The organism is Botrimarina mediterranea (assembly GCF_007753265.1).
Taxonomy (GTDB): Bacteria; Planctomycetota; Planctomycetia; order Pirellulales; family Lacipirellulaceae; genus Botrimarina; species Botrimarina mediterranea.
Map to the genome: position 1 here is coordinate 210,219 of NZ_CP036349.1, position 18,804 is coordinate 229,022.

The 18,804-nt window shown below is 67.3% G+C and carries 10 protein-coding genes; 5 read left to right on the top strand and 5 right to left on the bottom strand.

The features are described 5' to 3' along the window. Window positions 1-36: 36 nt before the first annotated feature. Both Spa11_RS00860 and Spa11_RS00865 read right to left on the bottom strand, forming a co-directional pair. On the bottom strand, window positions 37-1,437 hold the full coding sequence (locus Spa11_RS00860) for a porin (protein ID WP_145105520.1): 1,401 nt from the start codon (window positions 1,435-1,437) through the stop codon (window positions 37-39). Between the two features lie 150 nt (window positions 1,438-1,587). After that, window positions 1,588-3,150: an undecaprenyl-phosphate glucose phosphotransferase gene (locus Spa11_RS00865; RefSeq protein ID WP_145105523.1), complete on the bottom strand. Its 1,563-nt coding sequence runs from the start codon at window positions 3,148-3,150 to the stop codon at window positions 1,588-1,590. A gap of 406 nt (window positions 3,151-3,556) precedes the next feature. Between Spa11_RS00865 and Spa11_RS00870 the strand changes: the two genes are divergently transcribed. The 4 genes from Spa11_RS00870 (at window position 3,557) to Spa11_RS00885 (ending at window position 12,899) form a co-directional block, all read left to right on the top strand. After that, a complete protein-coding gene (locus Spa11_RS00870; RefSeq protein WP_145105526.1) occupies window positions 3,557-9,757 on the top strand; it encodes an alpha-2-macroglobulin family protein in 6,201 nt (2,066 codons plus the stop codon). 268 nt (window positions 9,758-10,025) lie between these two features. Continuing rightward, window positions 10,026-10,730 carry a DUF2513 domain-containing protein gene (locus Spa11_RS00875; protein WP_145105529.1) on the top strand — a complete coding sequence of 235 codons (705 nt, stop codon included), beginning with the start codon at window positions 10,026-10,028 and terminating at the stop codon, window positions 10,728-10,730. Between the two features lie 177 nt (window positions 10,731-10,907). Continuing rightward, the gene (locus tag Spa11_RS00880) at window positions 10,908-11,819 is read left to right on the top strand and encodes an aminotransferase class IV (protein WP_145105532.1); all 912 of its coding nucleotides are present in this window, start codon (window positions 10,908-10,910) and stop codon (window positions 11,817-11,819) included. 72 nt (window positions 11,820-11,891) lie between these two features. Continuing rightward, the gene (locus Spa11_RS00885; RefSeq protein ID WP_145105535.1) at window positions 11,892-12,899 is read left to right on the top strand and encodes a hypothetical protein; all 1,008 of its coding nucleotides are present in this window, start codon (window positions 11,892-11,894) and stop codon (window positions 12,897-12,899) included. On the opposite strand, the gene Spa11_RS00890 is transcribed toward Spa11_RS00885, so the two are convergent. Both Spa11_RS00890 and Spa11_RS00895 read right to left on the bottom strand, forming a co-directional pair. Then, a complete protein-coding gene (locus tag Spa11_RS00890; protein WP_145105538.1) occupies window positions 12,893-13,777 on the bottom strand; it encodes a radical SAM protein in 885 nt (294 codons plus the stop codon). The genes Spa11_RS00885 and Spa11_RS00890 overlap by 7 nt on opposite strands. Before the next feature lie 44 nt (window positions 13,778-13,821). After that, window positions 13,822-15,819: an ABC transporter ATP-binding protein gene (locus tag Spa11_RS00895; protein WP_197529643.1), complete on the bottom strand. Its 1,998-nt coding sequence runs from the start codon at window positions 15,817-15,819 to the stop codon at window positions 13,822-13,824. A gap of 322 nt (window positions 15,820-16,141) precedes the next feature. On the opposite strand from Spa11_RS00895, the gene Spa11_RS00900 reads away from it, so the two are divergent. Further along, window positions 16,142-16,690 carry a hypothetical protein gene (locus Spa11_RS00900; RefSeq protein WP_145105544.1) on the top strand — a complete coding sequence of 183 codons (549 nt, stop codon included), beginning with the start codon at window positions 16,142-16,144 and terminating at the stop codon, window positions 16,688-16,690. Between the two features lie 258 nt (window positions 16,691-16,948). Here the strand turns inward: Spa11_RS00900 and Spa11_RS00905 are convergent, their stop codons facing one another. Further along, window positions 16,949-18,739 carry an FAD-dependent oxidoreductase gene (locus Spa11_RS00905; protein WP_315851352.1) on the bottom strand — a complete coding sequence of 597 codons (1,791 nt, stop codon included), beginning with the start codon at window positions 18,737-18,739 and terminating at the stop codon, window positions 16,949-16,951. Window positions 18,740-18,804: the final 65 nt, after the last annotated feature.

Below are 18,804 nucleotides of genomic sequence, written 5' to 3' on the forward strand. Positions count from 1 at the left end.
GGAATCCTTCGGGCGGTCCGCACAGTGGACCCTACGTTAGAAGCCGATTTGGACCTGGGTGCGGAAGAGCACGCCGCGGTCGCCGGCGACCATGTCGTTCAGCGGGCTGGTGACGGGCGAGCCGTCGACATAGGTCACGTCGAAGGTCAGTTTGCTGATGCGGTCATTGAGCTTGCCGTCAGTCGTGCCCGAGCCCCAGTAGTAATTGCTTCCGGCGGCGTACTCGTAGGAGTCGCCGAAGGGGCCGGAAACGTGCGATACGCGGCCGATGACATCGAGCCGCTTTGGCACGATGAAGACCCCGGTGTCGAGGCGGTAGCCGTGGTCGTCGATCTGCGAGACGAAGATCGGCGCGGTGGCGGAGATGTCTTGGATCGAGCGGAAGAACCACTCGCTGGACATAAACCAGCCGCGGTACTTCATGCCGAAATCGAGGCTCGCTTTCATGATGCGGTCGCTGACGACCCGGGCTCCGGGTCCGAGGGCGCCGACCTCGGACAATTGCGTCCCGTCGGAGATCGTCACGAAGTTATTGTCGCCAAGCGGGAAGCCCGCGTCGCTGCGGTCGTCGGTCTTGTCGAACGCCGCGCTGGCGCCGTAGCGCACCAGGGGCGCCGGGCTGCAGGCGTAGTCGATCAGGTCGGGGCCGAAGTCGCCGAGCGGGTCGTGATAGATTGTCGCCGCGACGCCGAGGTTGTCGTCGTACTCGAAGCCGCGGCGGGTGCTGCTGCGGAGGCCGTTGCTGAGCGAGGCCTCGTAACGCCAGCCGTCGCCCAGATCGCCGAGCAACCAAAGGCCGTCCGTGATGCCCGAACGGAAGTACTCGGTCGCCATCGAGCGATCGGCGAGCGTCAAGAACCGCGAAGAGACGAGCCACTCCCGGTCGCTCGCCGCCTTCCAACGCCCGACGCGCAGCTGTAGCGCGTCGTCGAACTTGTACGTGAAGGCGTAGAACAGCATGTCGACGTTCGACTGCCCGTCGGAGTCGCCGTCGAGGATGAAGTAGTACGAGAGGTTTGGATCGACCGCCGTCCCTTGGAAGTTGATCCGCACGCGCTCGGCGTCGAAGTTGTTGCGGTTGCGGACCTCGCGCGTATTGCCGGCCGAGTCGGTCCACTCGTCGGCGGTGCGGGTGAACCCCGTGTGCCGCAATTGCAGACGCGCGCCGACATACAACGAATACGGGTCGCGCTGCGGATCAACGCCGCGGATGAAGACTCCCTTGTCGAAGACAGCGCCGACTTCGTAACGCGGCGTCAGCGGATCATCGCCGGGCTCGCAGGCGACGCCAAAGAGTGGTTGGTAGACGGTGGGCGTCACCGCGTCGTCAACGACGCTAGCTTTGTTAGGCGGCGGCAAACGGCGCGGCTCTTCGGCGACTGCCAGCGACGCCAGCAGTAGTAGTGCAAGCGCGGCGGATGCGAGTCGATGGACCATCGCCACTGGTATCGGCGTCGGCGGCCCGCTAAGCCGCCAGCGGCGGGTTTGCCCAACCGCTCCGCGCTGCCTACCCAGACTAACTGACAAAGAGGTTAGCGATGTGCGGCAGTCCCCCTCATCCCCTGGCCCTAACCCCTAGCCCCTCCCTCAATACGCATTCTTCTGCCCCAGCACGACCCACAGCGTCCGGAACAGGATCTCCACGTCCATCGTGAAGCTCCACGTGCGGATGTATTCGTGGTCGTAGTGGATGCGGCCTTCCATCTTGTCGAGCGTGTCGGTCTCGCCGCGGAAGCCCATCACCTGCGCGAGGCCGGTGATGCCGGGCTTCACTTTGTGGCGGAGCATGTAGCCGTCGATCAGGGTGCGGTACTGCTCGTTGTGAGCGGTGGCGTGGGGGCGCGGGCCGACGAGGCTCATCGAACCGCCGACGACGTTGAACAGCTGCGGCAGCTCGTCGAGGCTCGTCTTGCGGATGAATGCGCCGACGGGCGTGATCCGGGCGTCGCCCTTGGTGGCTTGCTGGACGGTCGTGCCGGCGTCGCCGACCTGGCACGTCTCGACGCGCATGCTGCGGAACTTCCAGACGCGGATCTCACGGCCGTCGAGGCCGTAGCGCTTCTGGCGGAAGAAGACCGGCCCGCGGCTGGTGAGTTTCACCGCCAGCGCCACGGCGATCATCACGGGGCTGAACAGCACCAGCAGCGCGAGCCCCGCGACCAGGTCGAACGCACGCTTGAGCAGGCCGTCGACGCCGTACAGCGGGTTCTCGTGGATGCTCACCGCCGGCAGGCCGCCGACGTTGGTGAGGCGGGCGTGCAGCAACTCGAAGACGAAGAAGTCGGGAACGAGGTACACGTCGGCCGTCGTGTCGGCGAGCTTGTTGAGCACGTCGCGCAGACGATTCTCGGCGCGCATCGGAAACGTCAGGTAGACGGTGTCGATCTCGCCCGCCCGGCAAGCGGCCACGAGGTCCGTAACGCCGCCGACGACGCCACCGAGTTCCGTGGGGATGTTCGCCTTGCGGGCGGCGGAGGCGATGTCGTTTTGGCGGCGGTCGGACGTCTCGGCTTCGCGGCGTTCGTCGGTGGTCGTGCTATCGCCCCGTGCGGGTTGGTCGGCGCGGCGGTTGGCCCGTTGCCGGCGTTCCACGTAACGGTCGTCGTAGAAGCCGACGGTCTTGAGGCCCAGCTCGGGCATGCCGGCGAGGTTGCGGGCGAGTTGCACGCCGAGTTCGTTGGCTCCGCAGATGGCGACGCGTTTGGTGTTCCAGCCCTCGGCTTGCAGGCGCCGCTGCACGAGGCGCAGCAGTGAGCGCAGCGTCACCATCACCAGCGGCGTGGCGACGATCCAGGCGACCTTGGACTCGTAGCTGAAGCGGGCGTTGTAGGCGGTCACCAAGCCGATGCCGAGCATCAAAGCGACCGTGTACGCCCAGGTCATCGCCAGACAGCCGAGCTCGCCGCGGAGCCGGGCGCCGCGCCAGCTGCGGTAGACGCCGGTCAGCTCGCTGACGGCGTGGAACGCCACCACGGCGGCGGCGGTGACGCCGAGCCATTCGTTGACCAGCGAGAGCCCGGCCTGACCGCCGGCGGGCGTGAGCTTGGCGGCGGCGTACGAGACAGCGGCGATCGCCGCGGCGTCGATAACGCGGTGCAGGCTGGTGAGCAGGCTGGGGGCGGAGGCGATGCCGCGGTGGATCGTGGACATGGTTGGGGAGGGGCTAGGGGCTGAGGGGCTGAGGGGCTAAGGGAATGACGAGGGACCGCTTGCGCGTCCCTTAACCCTTTAGCCCCTAGCTCCTCAGCCCCTCGCCCCTTTCAGGAAGGTCAGACCGGTGGGAAAAGCGTAGGTCGCCGTCCGTGACGTTGGGCGGTTTATCCGGCCTTCGATGGCTTGGGCGGGCCGAATCCCTTAGCTTGGGAGGGCGGCCGGCGTGGGGTTTGGGGGAAGCGGACGGATTACGAGGATTTCGCCGTTTTTCTGAACCCTTTTCGCTGCCCAGCCGCACTATGGCATCAGTAGACGGGGGCATCCGTGGGAACGGGGGCATCCGAAGGTGCGGGTTGGTTGGGCGCCCGCGCACCAAGGGCTGTGACTCAAGGAACGGGGCGGAATGATGACGCGACCTTTTTGGTTAATGATCGGCGAACTGCTACTCGGTGCGCTGCTAGTCGGCGGCGTGCTGCTCGCTTGTGTGGGAAGTACTTACGCCGAGGAGGCGTCGCGCCGGGCCGTGGAGGACGCGATGAAGGCGGGCCACTGGGACGAGGCGCTACAGTTGGCGCAGCTGCGGCTCGATTCGGGGGAGGGCCAGCGCGCCGATCTCCAGGCGGCCGCCGTCTGCCTGCAGCGGCTCAACCGGGCCGTGGAGCTGGACGACCTCGTCGAGAAGACGGTCGCCCGCTACGAGAAGTCGGCGTCGATGCTGCTCGGCGCGATGGAAGCGTACGCCAACGCCCCGCACTTTGGCGTCGAGGTCGCCGGCGAGTTCCGGCGCGGCCCGCAGCGTGACGGCGGGGCGATGCTGTCGGTTGAAGAAGCCGACCGGGTTCGGGTGCTGCGGCTGGGTGAGCGGGCGCTGGCGGTGGTCGGCGACGACGATGCGTTGGCGTACGACATCCTGCATGCGATGCAATCGCAGTTGATGGCGAGCCGCATGGGCCGCTTCGCGTGGCGGTTGCAACTGCTGACGGACCTCGACGCCGACCTGCCGGACCCGACCGACCGCTGGAACGGCAACGTCTCGCAGAGCGACCCGCCGGTCACCGCCGATGGCGACATGCCGCTGCTCTACGAGGTCCCCGACGATTGGCAGGCCGCGAAGAACGACGGCGAGCGGATGCGTTGGCTGCTGGCGGAGTCGGCCCGTCGTCGGCCCGACAAGGCGGCAGAAATGGAGCTGGCCTACGCCGACTTCTTGCACGACCAGTTCGGCGTGCAGTCGCTCGCCCAGCAGGGCTGGTTCCGCCCGGCGGAGGAGAGCGACGGCCCGCTGCCAGAGACCTCGGCTCTGGCGGTCGAAACCCTCGGCGATGAGGAGACCATCGCGCGGCTCGCCACCGGCGTGCGGCGGTTCACGCTCCCCGAGGGGCATCGCTTCATCGAGGTCTATCGCAAGCACAACCGGCACACGACGCTCGCCGACATCTACCTCAACCGCAATCAGCGTCCCAAGGCGGCCGAGGCGACGCGAGCCGCGATCAAAGCCGAATCGAATCGCGACCTGCGCGATGGCATCCAGCAGCGGCTCGACCAACTTATCGACCCGTGGGTTCGCTTCGAGCCGACCGTTACTCACGCGGCGGGCGACAAGACGACGCTCCGTGTGACGCATCGCAACGCCGCCAAGGTGCAGTTGCTCGCGCGGCGGATCGACGTGGCGCAGTTGCTCACCGATGTGAAGGCGCTGCTCGGCAAGCCGCCGATCGACAACCCGTGGCGGTCGCTGCAAGTCGAGAACCTCGGTTGGCGGCTCGTCCAAGAGGACCAGAAGAAGTACCTCGGCGAAGAAGCGGCGTCGTGGACTGCCGACATCCCGACCCCCGCCGACCACCGCGACGGCGAAGCGCCGATCGACGCGCCGCTGACCGAGCCGGGCGCGTACCTCGTCACCGCGACACCGATCGCGTCGGATGGTTCGAGCGGCGCGCCATCGATGGTCGTCGTCTGGGTCGCCGACACGACGCTCGTGCGGAAGACGACCGCCGGCGGCGCGCTGTACCAAGTGCTCGACGCCCGCGACGGCCAGCCGATCGCCGAGGCCTCGATCGACCTGTTCGGTTACCGCCAGGTTCAGGAGCCGCAGGAGCAGGGCCAGCCCTTCCGCAAACCGCGGATCGAGACCACCGAGGTTACGCAGAAGACCGACGCTAACGGGCTCGCGACGTTCGACGTCGCGCCGCCGGAGGGCGAGCAGGGTTACGAATGGCTGGCCGTCGCGACCACGGCCGACGGCCGCATGGCGTATCTGGGATTTGCCGGCGTGTGGCGGAGCTACGTGGACGCCGACCCGCCGGAGCACGCGCGGACGTTCTTCGTGACCGACCGTCCCGTCTATCGCCCGGGCGACGCGGTGCAGTTCAAGGCGTGGATCGGCAAGCCCGACTACCTCGCCGCCGCCGCGGAGGGGGAAGCGGCCGATCCCTCGCCCTTCGCCCACAAGGAGTTCCAGGTCGATCTCTTCGACGCCCGTGGCGAGAAGATCGAGACGCAACGCCTGACGGCCGACGCCTTCGGCGGCGTCGTCGGACAACACCTGACGACCGACGCGTCGTCGCTCGGCGTGTACCGCATCGAGGTCGCCGGCTTCGGCAGCGGAAACTTCCGGGTCGAGGAGTACCGCAAGCCCGAGTTCGAAGTCATCGTTGACGCGCCCGAGGAGCCGACGAAGCTCGGCGACGAGTTCGAGGCCGTCATCTGCGCCGACTACTACGCCGGCACGCCGGTGCGTGGCGGCACGGTGAAGTACAAGGTGGTGCGCACCAAGCGGACCGAGCACTGGCTGCCGCCGATGCCGTGGGACTGGCTGTACGGCCCCGGATACGGCTGGCTCGGCCAGGACGCGACGTGGCGGAGCGACTGGTCGCGGTGGGGCTGCTTCGGCCCCGCGCCGCCGTGGCTGCCGCGCGTGACGGGGCCGCCCGAAGTGGTCGCCGAAGGCGAGGCGACGCTCGACGCGGAGGGCGTCTTCCGGCTGCCGATCGAGACAAAGCTTGCCGCCGAGCGTTACCCCAACAGCGACCACGAGTACCAGATCACCGCGGAGGTGACCGACGCGGGCCGTCGCACGATCGTCGGCGCCGGCGAGGTGCTCGCCGCGCGGAAGCCCGTGAACGTCACGGTGTGGCTGGGCGGCGGTTACTACAACGTTGGCGACACGGTCGAGGCGAACGTCTCGGTCCGCCGGCCCGACGGCAAGCCGATCGCCGGCGAAGGCGAGCTGCGGCTGATGAAGATCGCCCCGCCGGTGGACCAGCCGCAGGGCGAAGACGGCGAGCCGACGGAGCTGGTCGATCCGAACGAAACGCTCGTGCAGTCGTGGCGGTTGGAGACGACCGACGAGGGCCGGGCCGAGATGCGTCTCAAGGCGTCCGAGCCGGGGCAGTACCGCCTCGTCTATCGCAGCGACGCGATCACCCGTCCCGATGAGCCGGCGGTCGAAGGGGGCGTCGTGTTCACGATCCGCGGCCCGGGCTTCGACGGCGCCGCGTTCCGCTTCGGCGACCTGGAGCTCGTGCCCGACAAGTCGGACTACCAGCCCGGCGAGACGCTGCGGCTGATGGTGAACACGGACCGGCTCGGCTCGGTAGTGACGCTGTTCGTGCGACCGGTGGGCGGCGTTTATGCGGCGCCGCAGGTGCTCGTGCTCGACGGCAAGAGCACCGTCGTTGAAGTCCCGATCGAGCGCGCCGACATGCCGAACTTCTACGTCGAGGCGCACACGGTCTCCAGCGGCGAGTTGCACACCGTGACGCGGAACATCGCCGTGCCGCCGGAGTCGCGGGTGATCCACGTCGAGGCGGCGCCGTCGGCGACGACGTACCTGCCCGGCGAAGAGGGGACGCTGCGCGTCAAGCTCACGGTTGAAAACGACAAGCCCGTCACCGGCGCGGCGACGATCGCGGTGTACGACCGCAGCGTCGAGGCGATCGCCGGCGGCCCGTCGGGCGGCGACATCCGCGCGGCGTTCTGGGACTGGACCCGCCAGCACTGGCCGGGGACGACGCACAACCTGTCGCGCAGCGAGAGCCCCGTGACGCCCAACGACGTGCCGACGATGCAGGACCTGGGCGTCTTCGGCGGCGTTGTGCCGCGGCGTCGGGGAGGAATGCTTGGCCGCGGCGGCTTCGGCGGGGGCGGGTTAGCGTGGCAGGAACGGTACGAGGAGGGGGTCGTCGTTGGCGCTCCGATGGCGATGGCCGCTGAAACCGCCGACGCCGCCGGAGGAGAGTTCGGTAGCGCCAAGATGCAGCGATCGGCGTCATCGACGACCGACAGCGACGCGGCGCCGGTTGCGGTGCGTCAGAACTTCGCCGACACGGCCGTGTGGATCGGCTCCGTAAGCGCTGACGCCGAGGGCTTCGCCATTGTGCCAATGCCGCTCCCCGAGAGCCTCACGTCGTGGAAGATCCGCGTCTGGGCCGTCGGTGACGGGCTACGCGTCGGGCAAGGGGACGCGCAGGTTGTCACGCGCAAGGACCTGATGGTCCGCCTCCGCGCGCCGCGGTTCTTGGTGGAGCGCGACGAGGCGACCCTCTCGGCCCTCGTTCAGAACGAGTCGCCCGAGGAGTTGACGGTGCGTGTGAAGCTTGAAGAAGAGGGGGGCGTGCTGACGATCCCCTCGGTCAATGAGCAGACCGTCACGATCGCCGCCGGCGCCGAGAAGCTCGTCGATTGGCGCGTCACTGCCGCGGCGGCGGGCGACGCGACGCTCCGCGTCATCGCCACTTCGGACGGCACGCTCTCCGACGCGATGCAGGTGACGCTGCCGGTGCTCATTCACGGCGCCGAGATCGTCGAGTCGTTCAGCGGCGTGATCGGCCCGAAGGAACGCCTTGCGACGTTCCAACTCGTTGTGCCACAAGAGCGCCGGCCCGAATCGACGCGGCTCGAGGTGCGTTTCGCCCCGACGCTCGTCGGCGCAATGCTCGACACGCTCCCTTACCTGATCGAGTACCCGCACGGCTGCACCGAGCAGACGCTCAACCGTTTCCTCCCCGCGGTAATCGTCAGGCAAACGGTGAAAGACCTCGGCGTCGATCTGGCGACGCTCAAGCCGGCCGAGCCCGTCGATGGCCCGACGGAGCGGCCCGATCCGGTCTTCGATCCGGCGGAGCTCGACAAGATCGTCCGCGCCGGCGTGCAGCGACTCACCGAGATGCAGCTCAGCGACGGCGGTTGGGGCTGGTTCAGCGGCCTCGGCGAGCACAGCTCGCCACACACGACGGCGGTCGTCGCGCGGGGCCTGGGGATCGCGAAGCGGAGCGGCGTCAGCGTTTCAGACGACGTCCTCAACCGCGGCCTCGACTGGCTCGAACGCTACCGTGCGATGGAGCTCGAGGCGCTGGCGAACGTCGACGAGGACGGCAAGCCGATCAACGACCAGCGGCGCCACAAGCTCGCGGCCGACAACCTCGACGCGTTGGTGGAGCTGGTGCTCGGCGAAGCGGGCCGGCCGAACGACGCGATGCTCGGGCGGCTGTTCGACGATCGGTTGAAGTTGGCGCCGTACAACCTGGCGACGCTCGGCCTCGCGTTGCATCTCGTCGCGGAAGGGGGTGACGACGCCGCTAAGCCGCAAGCGGCAGAGCGGCGCGATGTCGTGATCCGCAACCTGCGGCAGTTTGTGCAGGAGGACGAGGAGAATCAGACCGCGTACCTGAACCTGCCGGACGGTTACTGGTGGCGTTGGTACGGCAGTGAGTACGAGGCCCACGCCTACTTCCTCAAGCTGCTGGCGGCCACCGAGCCGAAGGGCGAGCTGGCGCCGAAGCTCGTGAAGTACCTGCTCGCCAACCGACGGCACGCCACGCGTTGGAACAGCACGCGCGATACGGCGCTGGTCGTCGAAGCGATGGCCGACTACGTCCGCCAGAGCGGCGAGGCGGCGGTCGATGGAACGGTCGAGGTCTGGCTCGACGGTAAGAAGCGCGACCTCCGTGAATTCACCGCCAAGGACGCGCTGCGTTTCGACGGGCGGTTCGTGCTGGCGGGCGAAGAACTCGACGCCGGGCGGCACACGCTCGAAGTCCGTAAGTCGGGCGAGGGCCGGCTGTACGTCGGCGCCGCGCTGACGAACTTCAGCCTCGAGGACGACCTCCGCGCCGCCGGCCTCGAGGTGCGGGTGAAACGGCGGGTTCAGAAGCTCGTACCGATCGAGGCGACCGCCGCCGACGTGGACGCCCGTGGCGGCGTGCTCACGCCGACGGTCGAGGAGTTCCGCCGCGTCGACGTGCCGAACCTCGGCGCCGTGAAGACGGGCGAGTTGGTGGAGGTCGAGCTGACGATCACCAGCAAGAACGACTACGAGTACCTCGTGATCGAAGACGCCAAGCCGGCGGGCTTCGAGCCGGTCGAGTCGCAGAGCGGCTACAACGGCAACGCCCTGGGCGCGTACGTGGAGTTCCGCGACGAGACGGTGCGGTTCTACGCCCGGACCCTCGCCCGCGGCGAGCGGACCGTGCGTTACCGCCTGCGGGCCGAGACGCCCGGCAAGTTCGCGGCGCTGCCGGCGCAAATCTCGGCGATGTACGCGCCGGAGCTGCGTGGGAATAGCGACGAGATCCGTGTGGTGGTGGAGGACAGCGAACGCTAGCGTTGCTGGTGTTGGTCGGTGGTGGGCGTCTCGTGGCGCGCCGTGGGCTTCCGCCCTCGGCTGAGGCCGACATGAGTAAAAACCTCAGCCGAGGGCGGAAGCCCACGGCGCACGACAAAAACGCACACCCTCCACGGCCCCAAAGAATCGGCGTTGCCCGTTTCCCCCGACTTGGAGCATCATTCTCCTTCCGTACAACTCGCCGCGGCCGACCCAACGAGCGCCGCGCGACCATTTCTCCCGCTCCGAGTGCAAAGGAAGGCGCCCGATGAAACGCGATCTGGACCTCTGCCGGCAGTTGCTGGCCGATATTGAAGGCCACGGCCCCGACTGTGCAGTGACCGCCCTGCGGCCCGGCGTCACCGGCGAAGCGGACGAGACGCTCCGTTACCACGTGCGGCTATTGATCGATGCGGGCCTCGTTAAAGAAGTCGATCGTCCCGCGGGCGGCGTGCCGTGCGTGCGGCTCACCAACGCCGGCCACGAGCTGCTGGAGCTGGCCCACAGCGAGGCGCGTTGGCGCGAAGCGAAGTGGGTCGTCGCCGAACGCACCGGCACGCAGTCGCTGACGGTGATCCGCTCGGTGCTCGCGCAATGGGCCCACGAGGCGGCTGTCTACGGCGAGTCATGGCGCCCGCGCCGCGGCTATCGCCCGCAGGCGCCCTACCGCCCCGCCTTTCACCGTGTGCAGCCGCGTTACCGCTTCGAGCGCGACGTCGAGCCCCATCTCGCAGATCCCCGCCTGGCAGAGCCGCGTTACGTCGAGCCCCGCTTCACAACGACGACCGCCCGTTCGCCGTACAGCTACCTGGAGCGGTTCGACTGGCGTGACGGCGCCGAGCGCGAGGCTTTCTACCGCGACAACCTGTACCGCGAGCCGCTGAGCCGTGACGGCTTCTACCGCGATGCCGTTTATCGTGCGGGAGACGAGTTCGGCGCGGATGGCGTGACGCTGCCGACATACGTCGTTTGATGTCGGTTGAGTTGAGCAAGCCAAACAAGGGCGCCCGTCGGCAACGGCGGGCGCCCTTCTTGTTGCGCTGGTGGCGCCGAGTACCCAGTGGTCCGTGGGTGGACTACGATTGAGTGCGTTATCCGCTGCTACCGGCGGCTAGCGCCAAGAGCAACCACGCCTCACCGATTGGCCCCCATGGCGGAACGACAGGCTTACCTCAACGGCCAGTGGATCGACGATCGCGCCTTGTCGATCCCCGTCGGTGATCCCGGCTTTGCGATGGGAATCACGATCACCGAGCGGCTGCGCACCTTCGGCGGTCGGGTGTGGCGCCAACCGGAGCACGTCCGTCGGCTGCGGCGTTCGGCGGAGATTGTTGGCATCGACGTTGCGGTCGCGGACGAAATCGACGCGGCGATCACCGAGTTCCTGCGCCGCCATGAGCCGCAGCGCGCCGCGGCGACGATCGATGGCGTCGAAGACGATTGGGCGGTCGTCGCCTTCGCAACGCCGGGCGTTGGGGGCGAGCCGACGCGTTGCGTCCATGGTTTCCCGCTGGAGTTCCATCACTGGGCCCACCAGTACGACGCGGGGGTCAGCCTGTGGACGAGCGCCCATCGGCAGACACCCGAGAACTGCTGGCCCGCCGAGTTGAAGTGCCGCAGCCGGATGCACTACTACCTCGCCGACCAAGAAGCCCGCCGCCGCGAGCCGGGAGCGCGGGCGCTGCTGCTCGATCAAGACGGCTACGTCGGCGAAGCGTCCACGGCGAACGTGGTCATCTACAACGGGGGCGAAGGGATCGTCTCGCCACGGATGGACAAGGTCCTGCCGGGCGTGAGCGTCGCGGTGCTGCGTGAGTTGGCCGAAGCCGAGGGCGTGCCGTTCACGGAACGCGACCTGACGCCAGCAGAGTTCCGCGCGGCGGACGAGGCTTGGCTGTCGAGCACGTCGATCTGCTTGATGCCGGTCGTGCGTTGCGACGGCGCCTCGATCGGCGCAGGCAAGCCGGGGCCGATGTATGCGCGGATGCTTTCGGCTTGGGACCGGACGGTGGGGCTCGATGTGGCAGGGCAGGCGCGCGGGCGAGCGACGATATCTCGGTAGTATGTTGCCAATAACGACAGGTCTGGAGCGAATTAGCCGGCGTAACCCGCTTCTTCTGTATCGGAGCCGTTCATGGCGACCCCGTTTTCATCCGTTCGCCGTTGGCATCGCTGGTGGTTCATCCCGTTGAACCTGCTGGCTCTCTTACTCGTTCTGGCGTTTTTGTGGTTCGCTTTGTTGCAATCCACCGTTTCGCAACTCCGCGACTCAGGGGCGCCGGTTGTGTATGCGGACCTCGTCGCGGACTCGATTCCGGACGCCGAGAACGTCGCCGCGGGGTTGCGTGACCTTGGCCCCACTCTCGAGCGAGGGGGTAACGCGGCCGCGGACGCCCTCGAGGCCTTGGGCGAAACGCCTTACGACGATACCGGCATCGCAGAGGCGCGGCGGGTGTACGACGAGCAATCGACAACCATCGGCGAGCTCCATTCCATCTTGAGTCGACCCCAGTACGTCTCGCTGCTGAAGGCGGACGAGATGGCCAACCTCTTCGGACTGCCGACCATGTCAACAGCGAGGTCGGCGGCGAGGCTCTTGTTGTTGGAGGGGCGCCTTGCTCTGGTGAGCGGAGACCAGGACAAAGCCGTTGAAGCCGCCTTGGCGCTTGCCCGACTTGGCAAGCTTTATGAGAACGAGCCGATCATCGTGAATCGCTTGTTGTCGTGCGCGCTTCAGAACATGGCGATCAACCTGATGCAACAAACTACTCAGACCGGACCGCTGCCGGCTCACCTGTCTGCGCAGCTCGATGAGGCGCTGGCGAGCTTGGAAGATCGAAGCGGCTTTCAACAGGCGCTGGCGTCGGAACGGGCTCACTCTTTGGAAATATTCCAAACGATGTCCCCGATCGTGCGACTTTGGGAGCAGCCCGCTGTTCTCGAAGCGTATGAACAGACTATCTCCGCTGCCGAGAAGGAGTTCGCTAAGCCCGGGCCTGGAGGGCCGAGTCCAAAAATGACTTCTCAACAAGCGTTGGCGTCGCTCTTGCTACCGAGCTTCGAGTCGGCATGGGACGCTGAGAACCGCATCGCTGAGGATGCGAAAGAGTTACGAGAAAGGCTTGAGGCCGCCTCTCAATAACCGCTTGTCCCATAGAAACTCTCCGCGCGCAACCCCGTCCGCCGGCGCACCCGATCGCGGATCGCATCGACCTCTTCGTCCGTCAGCGCGCCGACGATCGACTCGGCCGGCTTCCGCGCGACGGTGTAGACCTGGACGAGCTTGATCGCTCCGCCGGTGGCCGTGGTCTCGTTGAGGCGGTCGCAATAGGCGTCGATTTCCTCGGTTGTGGGTGGGTCGCCCGCTAGTCGCATGAAGAGCGACTGGATTACTAGCGGCCGCACTCTCGACGCCGACGCCACATTGTCGAGGACCTGCTGGAACGGGATCTTCGTGCGGTCGATTGTGTGGTAGTACGCCTCGGTGCCGGCGTCGAGCTTGGCCCACACCTCGCCGTTGTTCGCGTCGAGGATCGCCAGGCCGCTCTGGACGTGCGTGCGGTGGAACATCGACGCGTTGGTGATCAGCACCATCTTGGCGTCGCGGGCCGCGGCGAACTCGGCGCCGACCTCACGCTTCACGTCGGCGGCGAGCTGCATCAGCTCGTCGAAGTTCTTGTAAGTGGTCGGCTCGCCGTCGCCGCTGAAGGCGATGTCGTTGAGCCGGCGGAGCGGCTCGGGCGTGTTCGCGAATTTGGGCGTCTTGTAGAGATCGCCCGACGCGACGATCCGCAGCACGTCGCTCAGCTCGGTGAGGAGTTGGTCGGTCTCGACGAAACGGGTCTCGCTACGGCTGGTGCGATCGACCTGGCAGTAGACGCAGTCGAAGTTGCAGACCTTGTCGGGATTCAGGTTGACGCCCACCGACACCCCGCCCGACCGCCGGCTGAGGACGGGGTAAACGAAGCGGTTCGCCGAAAAGCGGCGCTCGTGCTGCGTGTGGAGGGGGAGGGTTTGCATGCCCCTATCGTACGCGCTGGGGCCGCGGCTGTCGAAACGGGCGGTCACGCACTCTCAAGCAGCGGCGAGCAGCATAACCGTCGGAACATGTCGCAGCGGCCTTCCAACTCGTCCGCGGTGCCGACGTCGATGATGCGGCCGTGGTCCATAACGACGATCCGGTCGGCGAGCGTCAGCGTACTCGGGCGGTGCGTGATGAGCAGGGTCGTCCGGTCGCGGGTGAACTCGGCGAGCGTCTTCTGGATGAGCTGCTCGCTCTCCATGTCGATCTGGCTGGTGGCCTCGTCGAGGATCAGGATCTCGGGGTCGCGGAGGATCGCCCGCGCTAAGGCAATCCGCTGCCGTTGTCCGCCCGACAGGCGACCGCCGCCGGGACCAACGTGCGTGTTGTAGCCGTCGGCGAGTCGCTGGGTGATGAACGTGTGGGCGTGGGCGCGCTTAGCGGCTTCGACGATCTCTTCGTGCGACGCCCCCGGTTTGCCGTAGGCGATGTTCTCGGCGATGGTGTCCGAAAGCAGCAGCGCCTGTTGCGAGACGATGCCGATGCGTTTGCGGATGTCGCGGAGGCGGGCGTCGCGGAGGTCCACCTCGCCCAGGTAGACGGCGCCCTCGCACGGGTCGTAGAGCCGCGGCGGCAATGAGAGCAGCGTGCTCTTTCCGCAGCCGTTGGGCCCGACGATCGCGATGGTCTCGCCGCGGCGGACCTCGAGGTTGACGCCTTCGAGCGTCAGGGCCTCGCTGTTGTATTGGAACGAGAGGTTCTCAAACCGCAGCGTCCGCCACGTTTCGGGGATCGCTTGCGGCGACTCGGGGTCGGTGATCGAGGGCTGGCGATCGAGCACCTCGAAGACGCGTTCGCTCGACGCCACGGCGCTCTGGATGATGTTGAAGACGCCCGACAGCCGCCGCGCGGGGTCGCCCATGCCGGCGAGCATCGCGAAGAACGCGGTCATCTGGCCGTGCGTGAGCGGCGTGTCGCTGATCGGGATGCCGAACAGGCTGGTCTGCTCGTTGAGCACCAGGTACCCGCCGGAGATGGCCCCGAGGATCACCATCGCGACGCCGACGTTCTCGGTAAGCGGGCTGGTGAGCGAGTCGTAGGTGGCGATCCGCATCTGCCGGTTGTAGTAATGCTTGAGCCCTTTGTTGAAGCGCGAACGCTCCGACGGTTCGCGGCCGAACGAGCGGATCAGCCGCACGGCGCTGAGGGTCTCGGTGAGCGACTCGTAGACGCCCGACAACTCTTCCATGGCGCGGCGGTTGGCGCGTTTGAGCGACTTGCCGAGCCAGCGGATCATCAGCACCGCTAGCGGCGCGACGACCATCACCAGCAGCAGCAGGCGCCAGCTGAACCATGCGGCGCCGATGGTGCAGGCGATCATCTTCAGCGGCTCGCAGATCGCCTGACCAAAGACCGTCTGGACGCCGTAGCCCGTGTTGTGGATGTCGGTGGTGCAGCGCGTCATGTGGTCGCCACGGCCGCGGTCGGTGAACTCACCGAGGTCGAGCCGCAGCAGGTGGCGGAAGTACTCCTTGCGGATGTCGAAGGCGATGAGGAACCCCAGTCGCGACACCAGCAGTTGATTGAAGATCCGGAAGACGTTCTTCACGAGCGTCCCGACCATCAAGAACGCGCAGACGCACGCCAGCGTTTCGAAAGGCGTGTCGGGGAGCCAACGGTCGGCGAACGGCTGGATCGACCGCCAGCGCTGGTTCTCGGCGGTGGTGAGCCCTTCGCGCGTGCGGAGATTGGTGATCTCCCGCGCCAGCTGCGCGGCGGTCTCGGGGCCGGAGATCGACATCCGCCGGGCGGCGGCGAGCCGTTGCGACCTGAGGTCGGCGAGGGCTTGATCGCCTTGCTCGATCTCTCGCACGAGCCAGCTGGGGATCGACTCCCCCTGCATGACGGCGTCAACCACCGGCCACACGGCGGCGAGGTTGGCCGCCCAGAGCACAGCGACCAGCACCGATGTCGCCCAGACGGCGGCAACGGTCCCGGGGTAGCGGGCCGCCAGGCGCATTGCGCGGCCAAACTGTTTCATGGGTCGTCCGTGACGGGGCATGACGCCGGGCGCCAGCGGGGCGATCCGTCGCCGCCGCTGTGGGTTCAGGGTTGTATCAGACACCCGCGTCCCGACCAACGGCATCGGCCGCAGCGGCGCTGCTAGCACGAATGGGACTCACCGAGTCCCGATCGCGACGGCGCCAACGATGACAACGGCGGCGCCGAAAGAGTGGATTGTGCCGGCCGTGCCGCCGATACCGTACCCAGCAGGCGCCCCGCGGCGCGCGGAGGCCGATCGGTCGGCCCTACCGTGATCAACCGGCGCGGCGAAAGGCGGGGGCCTTTAGGGGGGGAATCCTATGAAACTGCGCTTTGCCGCGCTAGCGGCGGCGCTCGTTGTATCGAGCGTCGGTTGTACGGCGATCCAATCACGCGGACTTGGCTGCGGCGAGCCGTGCCATGTCGCGACCTCGCAGCACGCGCCTCGCGCCACGCTGCTCTCGGGCCGTTGCCCGACGTCACTCGGCCTCTTCGATCGCCTCGGCTGGACCCAGAAGGGTTGCGGCGAGTGTGTCGGCGATGGCTGTGGGGCGGGTTGCGGCTTGTTCGGCGCCGGTGGCGGCGGCTGTGGCGACGCCTGCGGCTGCGGAAACTGCGACAACTGCTTGCAGAATGGGCTGAGCTGCCTGCTCGACTGCCCGGGTCACAACAACTGCCGCAGCGCCTGCGGGCCTTACGGCTGTGGTCCCGGCGGTCCCGGTGGTTGCGGCCCCGGTGGCGGCTGTGGCGACCAGAACTACAACTTCAACCCGGGCCCGCCCGTGGGGCAGACCGCTTACCCGTACTACACGACGCGGGGACCGCGCGACTTCCTGATGTGCAACCCGCCGTCGATCGGGCCTCGCTGACGCGAGGTGAGACTTGAGGTGTGAGACCTGAGGGTTGGGCTGCATGCCTTTCTCCTCAGGCCTGTTCCCTCGAGCCTCAGGACTATCCAAGCGTGAACGGACTCACGCCGCCAGCCGCGTAGGGCGCACGGAAGCGCCCACCGCGGCTGGCTTTTTTGTTTGATGGCGAGCCCCCGAGGTTAATCGGGGGAATGAAGTGGGTACTCGACATCCACCCCCGGTTAACATCGGGGGCTCGCGTCAAATCTGAAATGGAAGCTACCTGTCCCGCAAAATCTCCTGCGCCGCGTTCTTGCCGCACGCGCCCATCACGCCGCCGCCGGGGTGGCTGGCGGCGCCGCAGAGGTAGAGGCCCTTCAGCGGGGTGCGGTGATCGGCCCACCCGGCGATTGGACGGAAGCAGAACAGCTGGTTGGCGTTCATCGCCCCTTGCATGATGTTGCCGCCGGTGAGGCCGTAGACACGTTCGATGTCGAGCGGTGAGAGCACCTGGCGGTGCTCGATCGCCGCCGGGACGTTCGGGGCGTACTCGGCGATCTTGGCGACGACTTTGTCGGCGAAGGCGTCCTTGATGTCGTCCCAGTTGCCGTCCCTGAGCTTGTACGGCGCGTACTGGACGAAGCACGACAAGAGGTGCTTGCCGGGGGGCGCGATCGAGTTATCGACGCTGGTCGCCATCGTCGCCTCAACGATCGGCTCCTCGGCCGGCTTGCCGAGCCGTGCGTCGTGGTACGCCTGCTCGAGGTAGTCGAGCGTCGGCGAGATGTGCATCGTGCCGTGGTGGTGCGGCGCGACCTCGCCCGGCGCACTGGGACGGGCCGTGAAGTTCGGCGGCTCGCTCAACGCGAGGTTCACCTTCATCGATGCCGACGCGTAGTCGATGTTCGCCACCGCCTCGCGGAAGTCGGCCGGCAGGCTCGATGGCTGGAGAAACTTCTCGAACGTCAGGTGCGCGTCCACGCTTGAGGCGACGATTGGCGCCGAGATGGTCGAGCCGTCTTCGAGCGTTACGCCCGTGACTTTGCCGTTCGCTTCATTGATCGACGCGACAGACGCTTCGCGGCGGACGGTGACGCCGAGCTGTTCGCCGACTTTCGCCAGGGCGTTCGACAGGCTCCCCATGCCCCCTTGGACATAGCCCCAAACGCCCCGCGCGCCGCCCGCCTCGCCCATCACGTGGTGCAGAAGGACGTAGGCGCTGCCGGGTGAGCTGATCGACGTGAAGGCGCCGATGATCGCGTCGGTGGCGAGCGTCGTCTTGAGGACTTCCGATTCGAACCACCGTTCGAGGATCGGTCGAGCGGCGCCGGTCAGCAGTTCAACCGCGGCGGGCTGGTCTTTGCCGAGATGTTTGAGCGTCTGGTGCATCCGCCACATCTTGGCGCCGTCGCGGAGCCGCTTCGCGAAGCCGATCTTCCGCCAACTGCGCGGGAGTGGCAGCGGGTCGGGCGCCGCCTGGCTGAGGGTCGGCTCGAGCACCGCCGCGACGCGCTCGAGCAGTGACTCGTAGCGCGGGTACGCCTCGGCGTCCTTGGTGCTGAACTGGCCGATCTCGCGGCGGCACAGCTCGGCGTCGGGGCCCATCAGCAGGCTGCGGCCATCAGGCAGCGGCGTGAAGCTCGACGGCGTCCGCGGCAACACGGCGAAGCCGTTCTCCTTCAGCTTCAGGTCGCGGATGATCTCCGGCAGAAACAGGCTGATGACGTACGCGGCCGTCGAGACCTTGTAGCCCGGCCACAGCTCTTCGGTCGTGGCGGCGCCGCCGAGGACGTGGCGGCGTTCGAGCACGACGACGCGCTTGCCCGCTTTGGCGAGGTAGCATGCGCAGACGAGTCCGTTGTGGCCGCCGCCGATGACGATCGCGTCATAGGAGTTGCTAGATGCCGCCATCGGTGTAGGCCTTAGCCGGGGGCGGAAGCCCCCGGTGAAGTGTCGCAGGGAGGTAGGGTGGTTCGGCCGTGGGCTGCCGCCTACGGCTAAGAGATAACTGTCGGAATGCTTTGCCGCCTTCTTTTTCCTAATCGGCAGACTCGCCGACCCTCGTTCCAGAACGCGCCACGTGGTTCAATTGGGCGGCTTACAACAGTCGCCACGCCAGACCGTCGCCTTATCCG

Coding starts and splice junctions, on each gene's coding strand:
- Spa11_RS00890 (WP_145105538.1), bottom strand. CDS start 13,777: ATGCAAACCCTCCCCCTCCACACGCAGCACGAGCGCCGCTTTTCGGCG.
- Spa11_RS00880 (WP_145105532.1), top strand. CDS start 10,908: ATGGCGGAACGACAGGCTTACCTCAACGGCCAGTGGATCGACGATCGC.
- Spa11_RS00885 (WP_145105535.1), top strand. CDS start 11,892: ATGGCGACCCCGTTTTCATCCGTTCGCCGTTGGCATCGCTGGTGGTTC.
- Spa11_RS00895 (WP_197529643.1), bottom strand. CDS start 15,819: ATGAAACAGTTTGGCCGCGCAATGCGCCTGGCGGCCCGCTACCCCGGG.
- Spa11_RS00870 (WP_145105526.1), top strand. CDS start 3,557: ATGATGACGCGACCTTTTTGGTTAATGATCGGCGAACTGCTACTCGGT.
- Spa11_RS00865 (WP_145105523.1), bottom strand. CDS start 3,150: ATGTCCACGATCCACCGCGGCATCGCCTCCGCCCCCAGCCTGCTCACC.
- Spa11_RS00875 (WP_145105529.1), top strand. CDS start 10,026: ATGAAACGCGATCTGGACCTCTGCCGGCAGTTGCTGGCCGATATTGAA.
- Spa11_RS00860 (WP_145105520.1), bottom strand. CDS start 1,437: ATGGTCCATCGACTCGCATCCGCCGCGCTTGCACTACTACTGCTGGCG.
- Spa11_RS00900 (WP_145105544.1), top strand. CDS start 16,142: ATGAAACTGCGCTTTGCCGCGCTAGCGGCGGCGCTCGTTGTATCGAGC.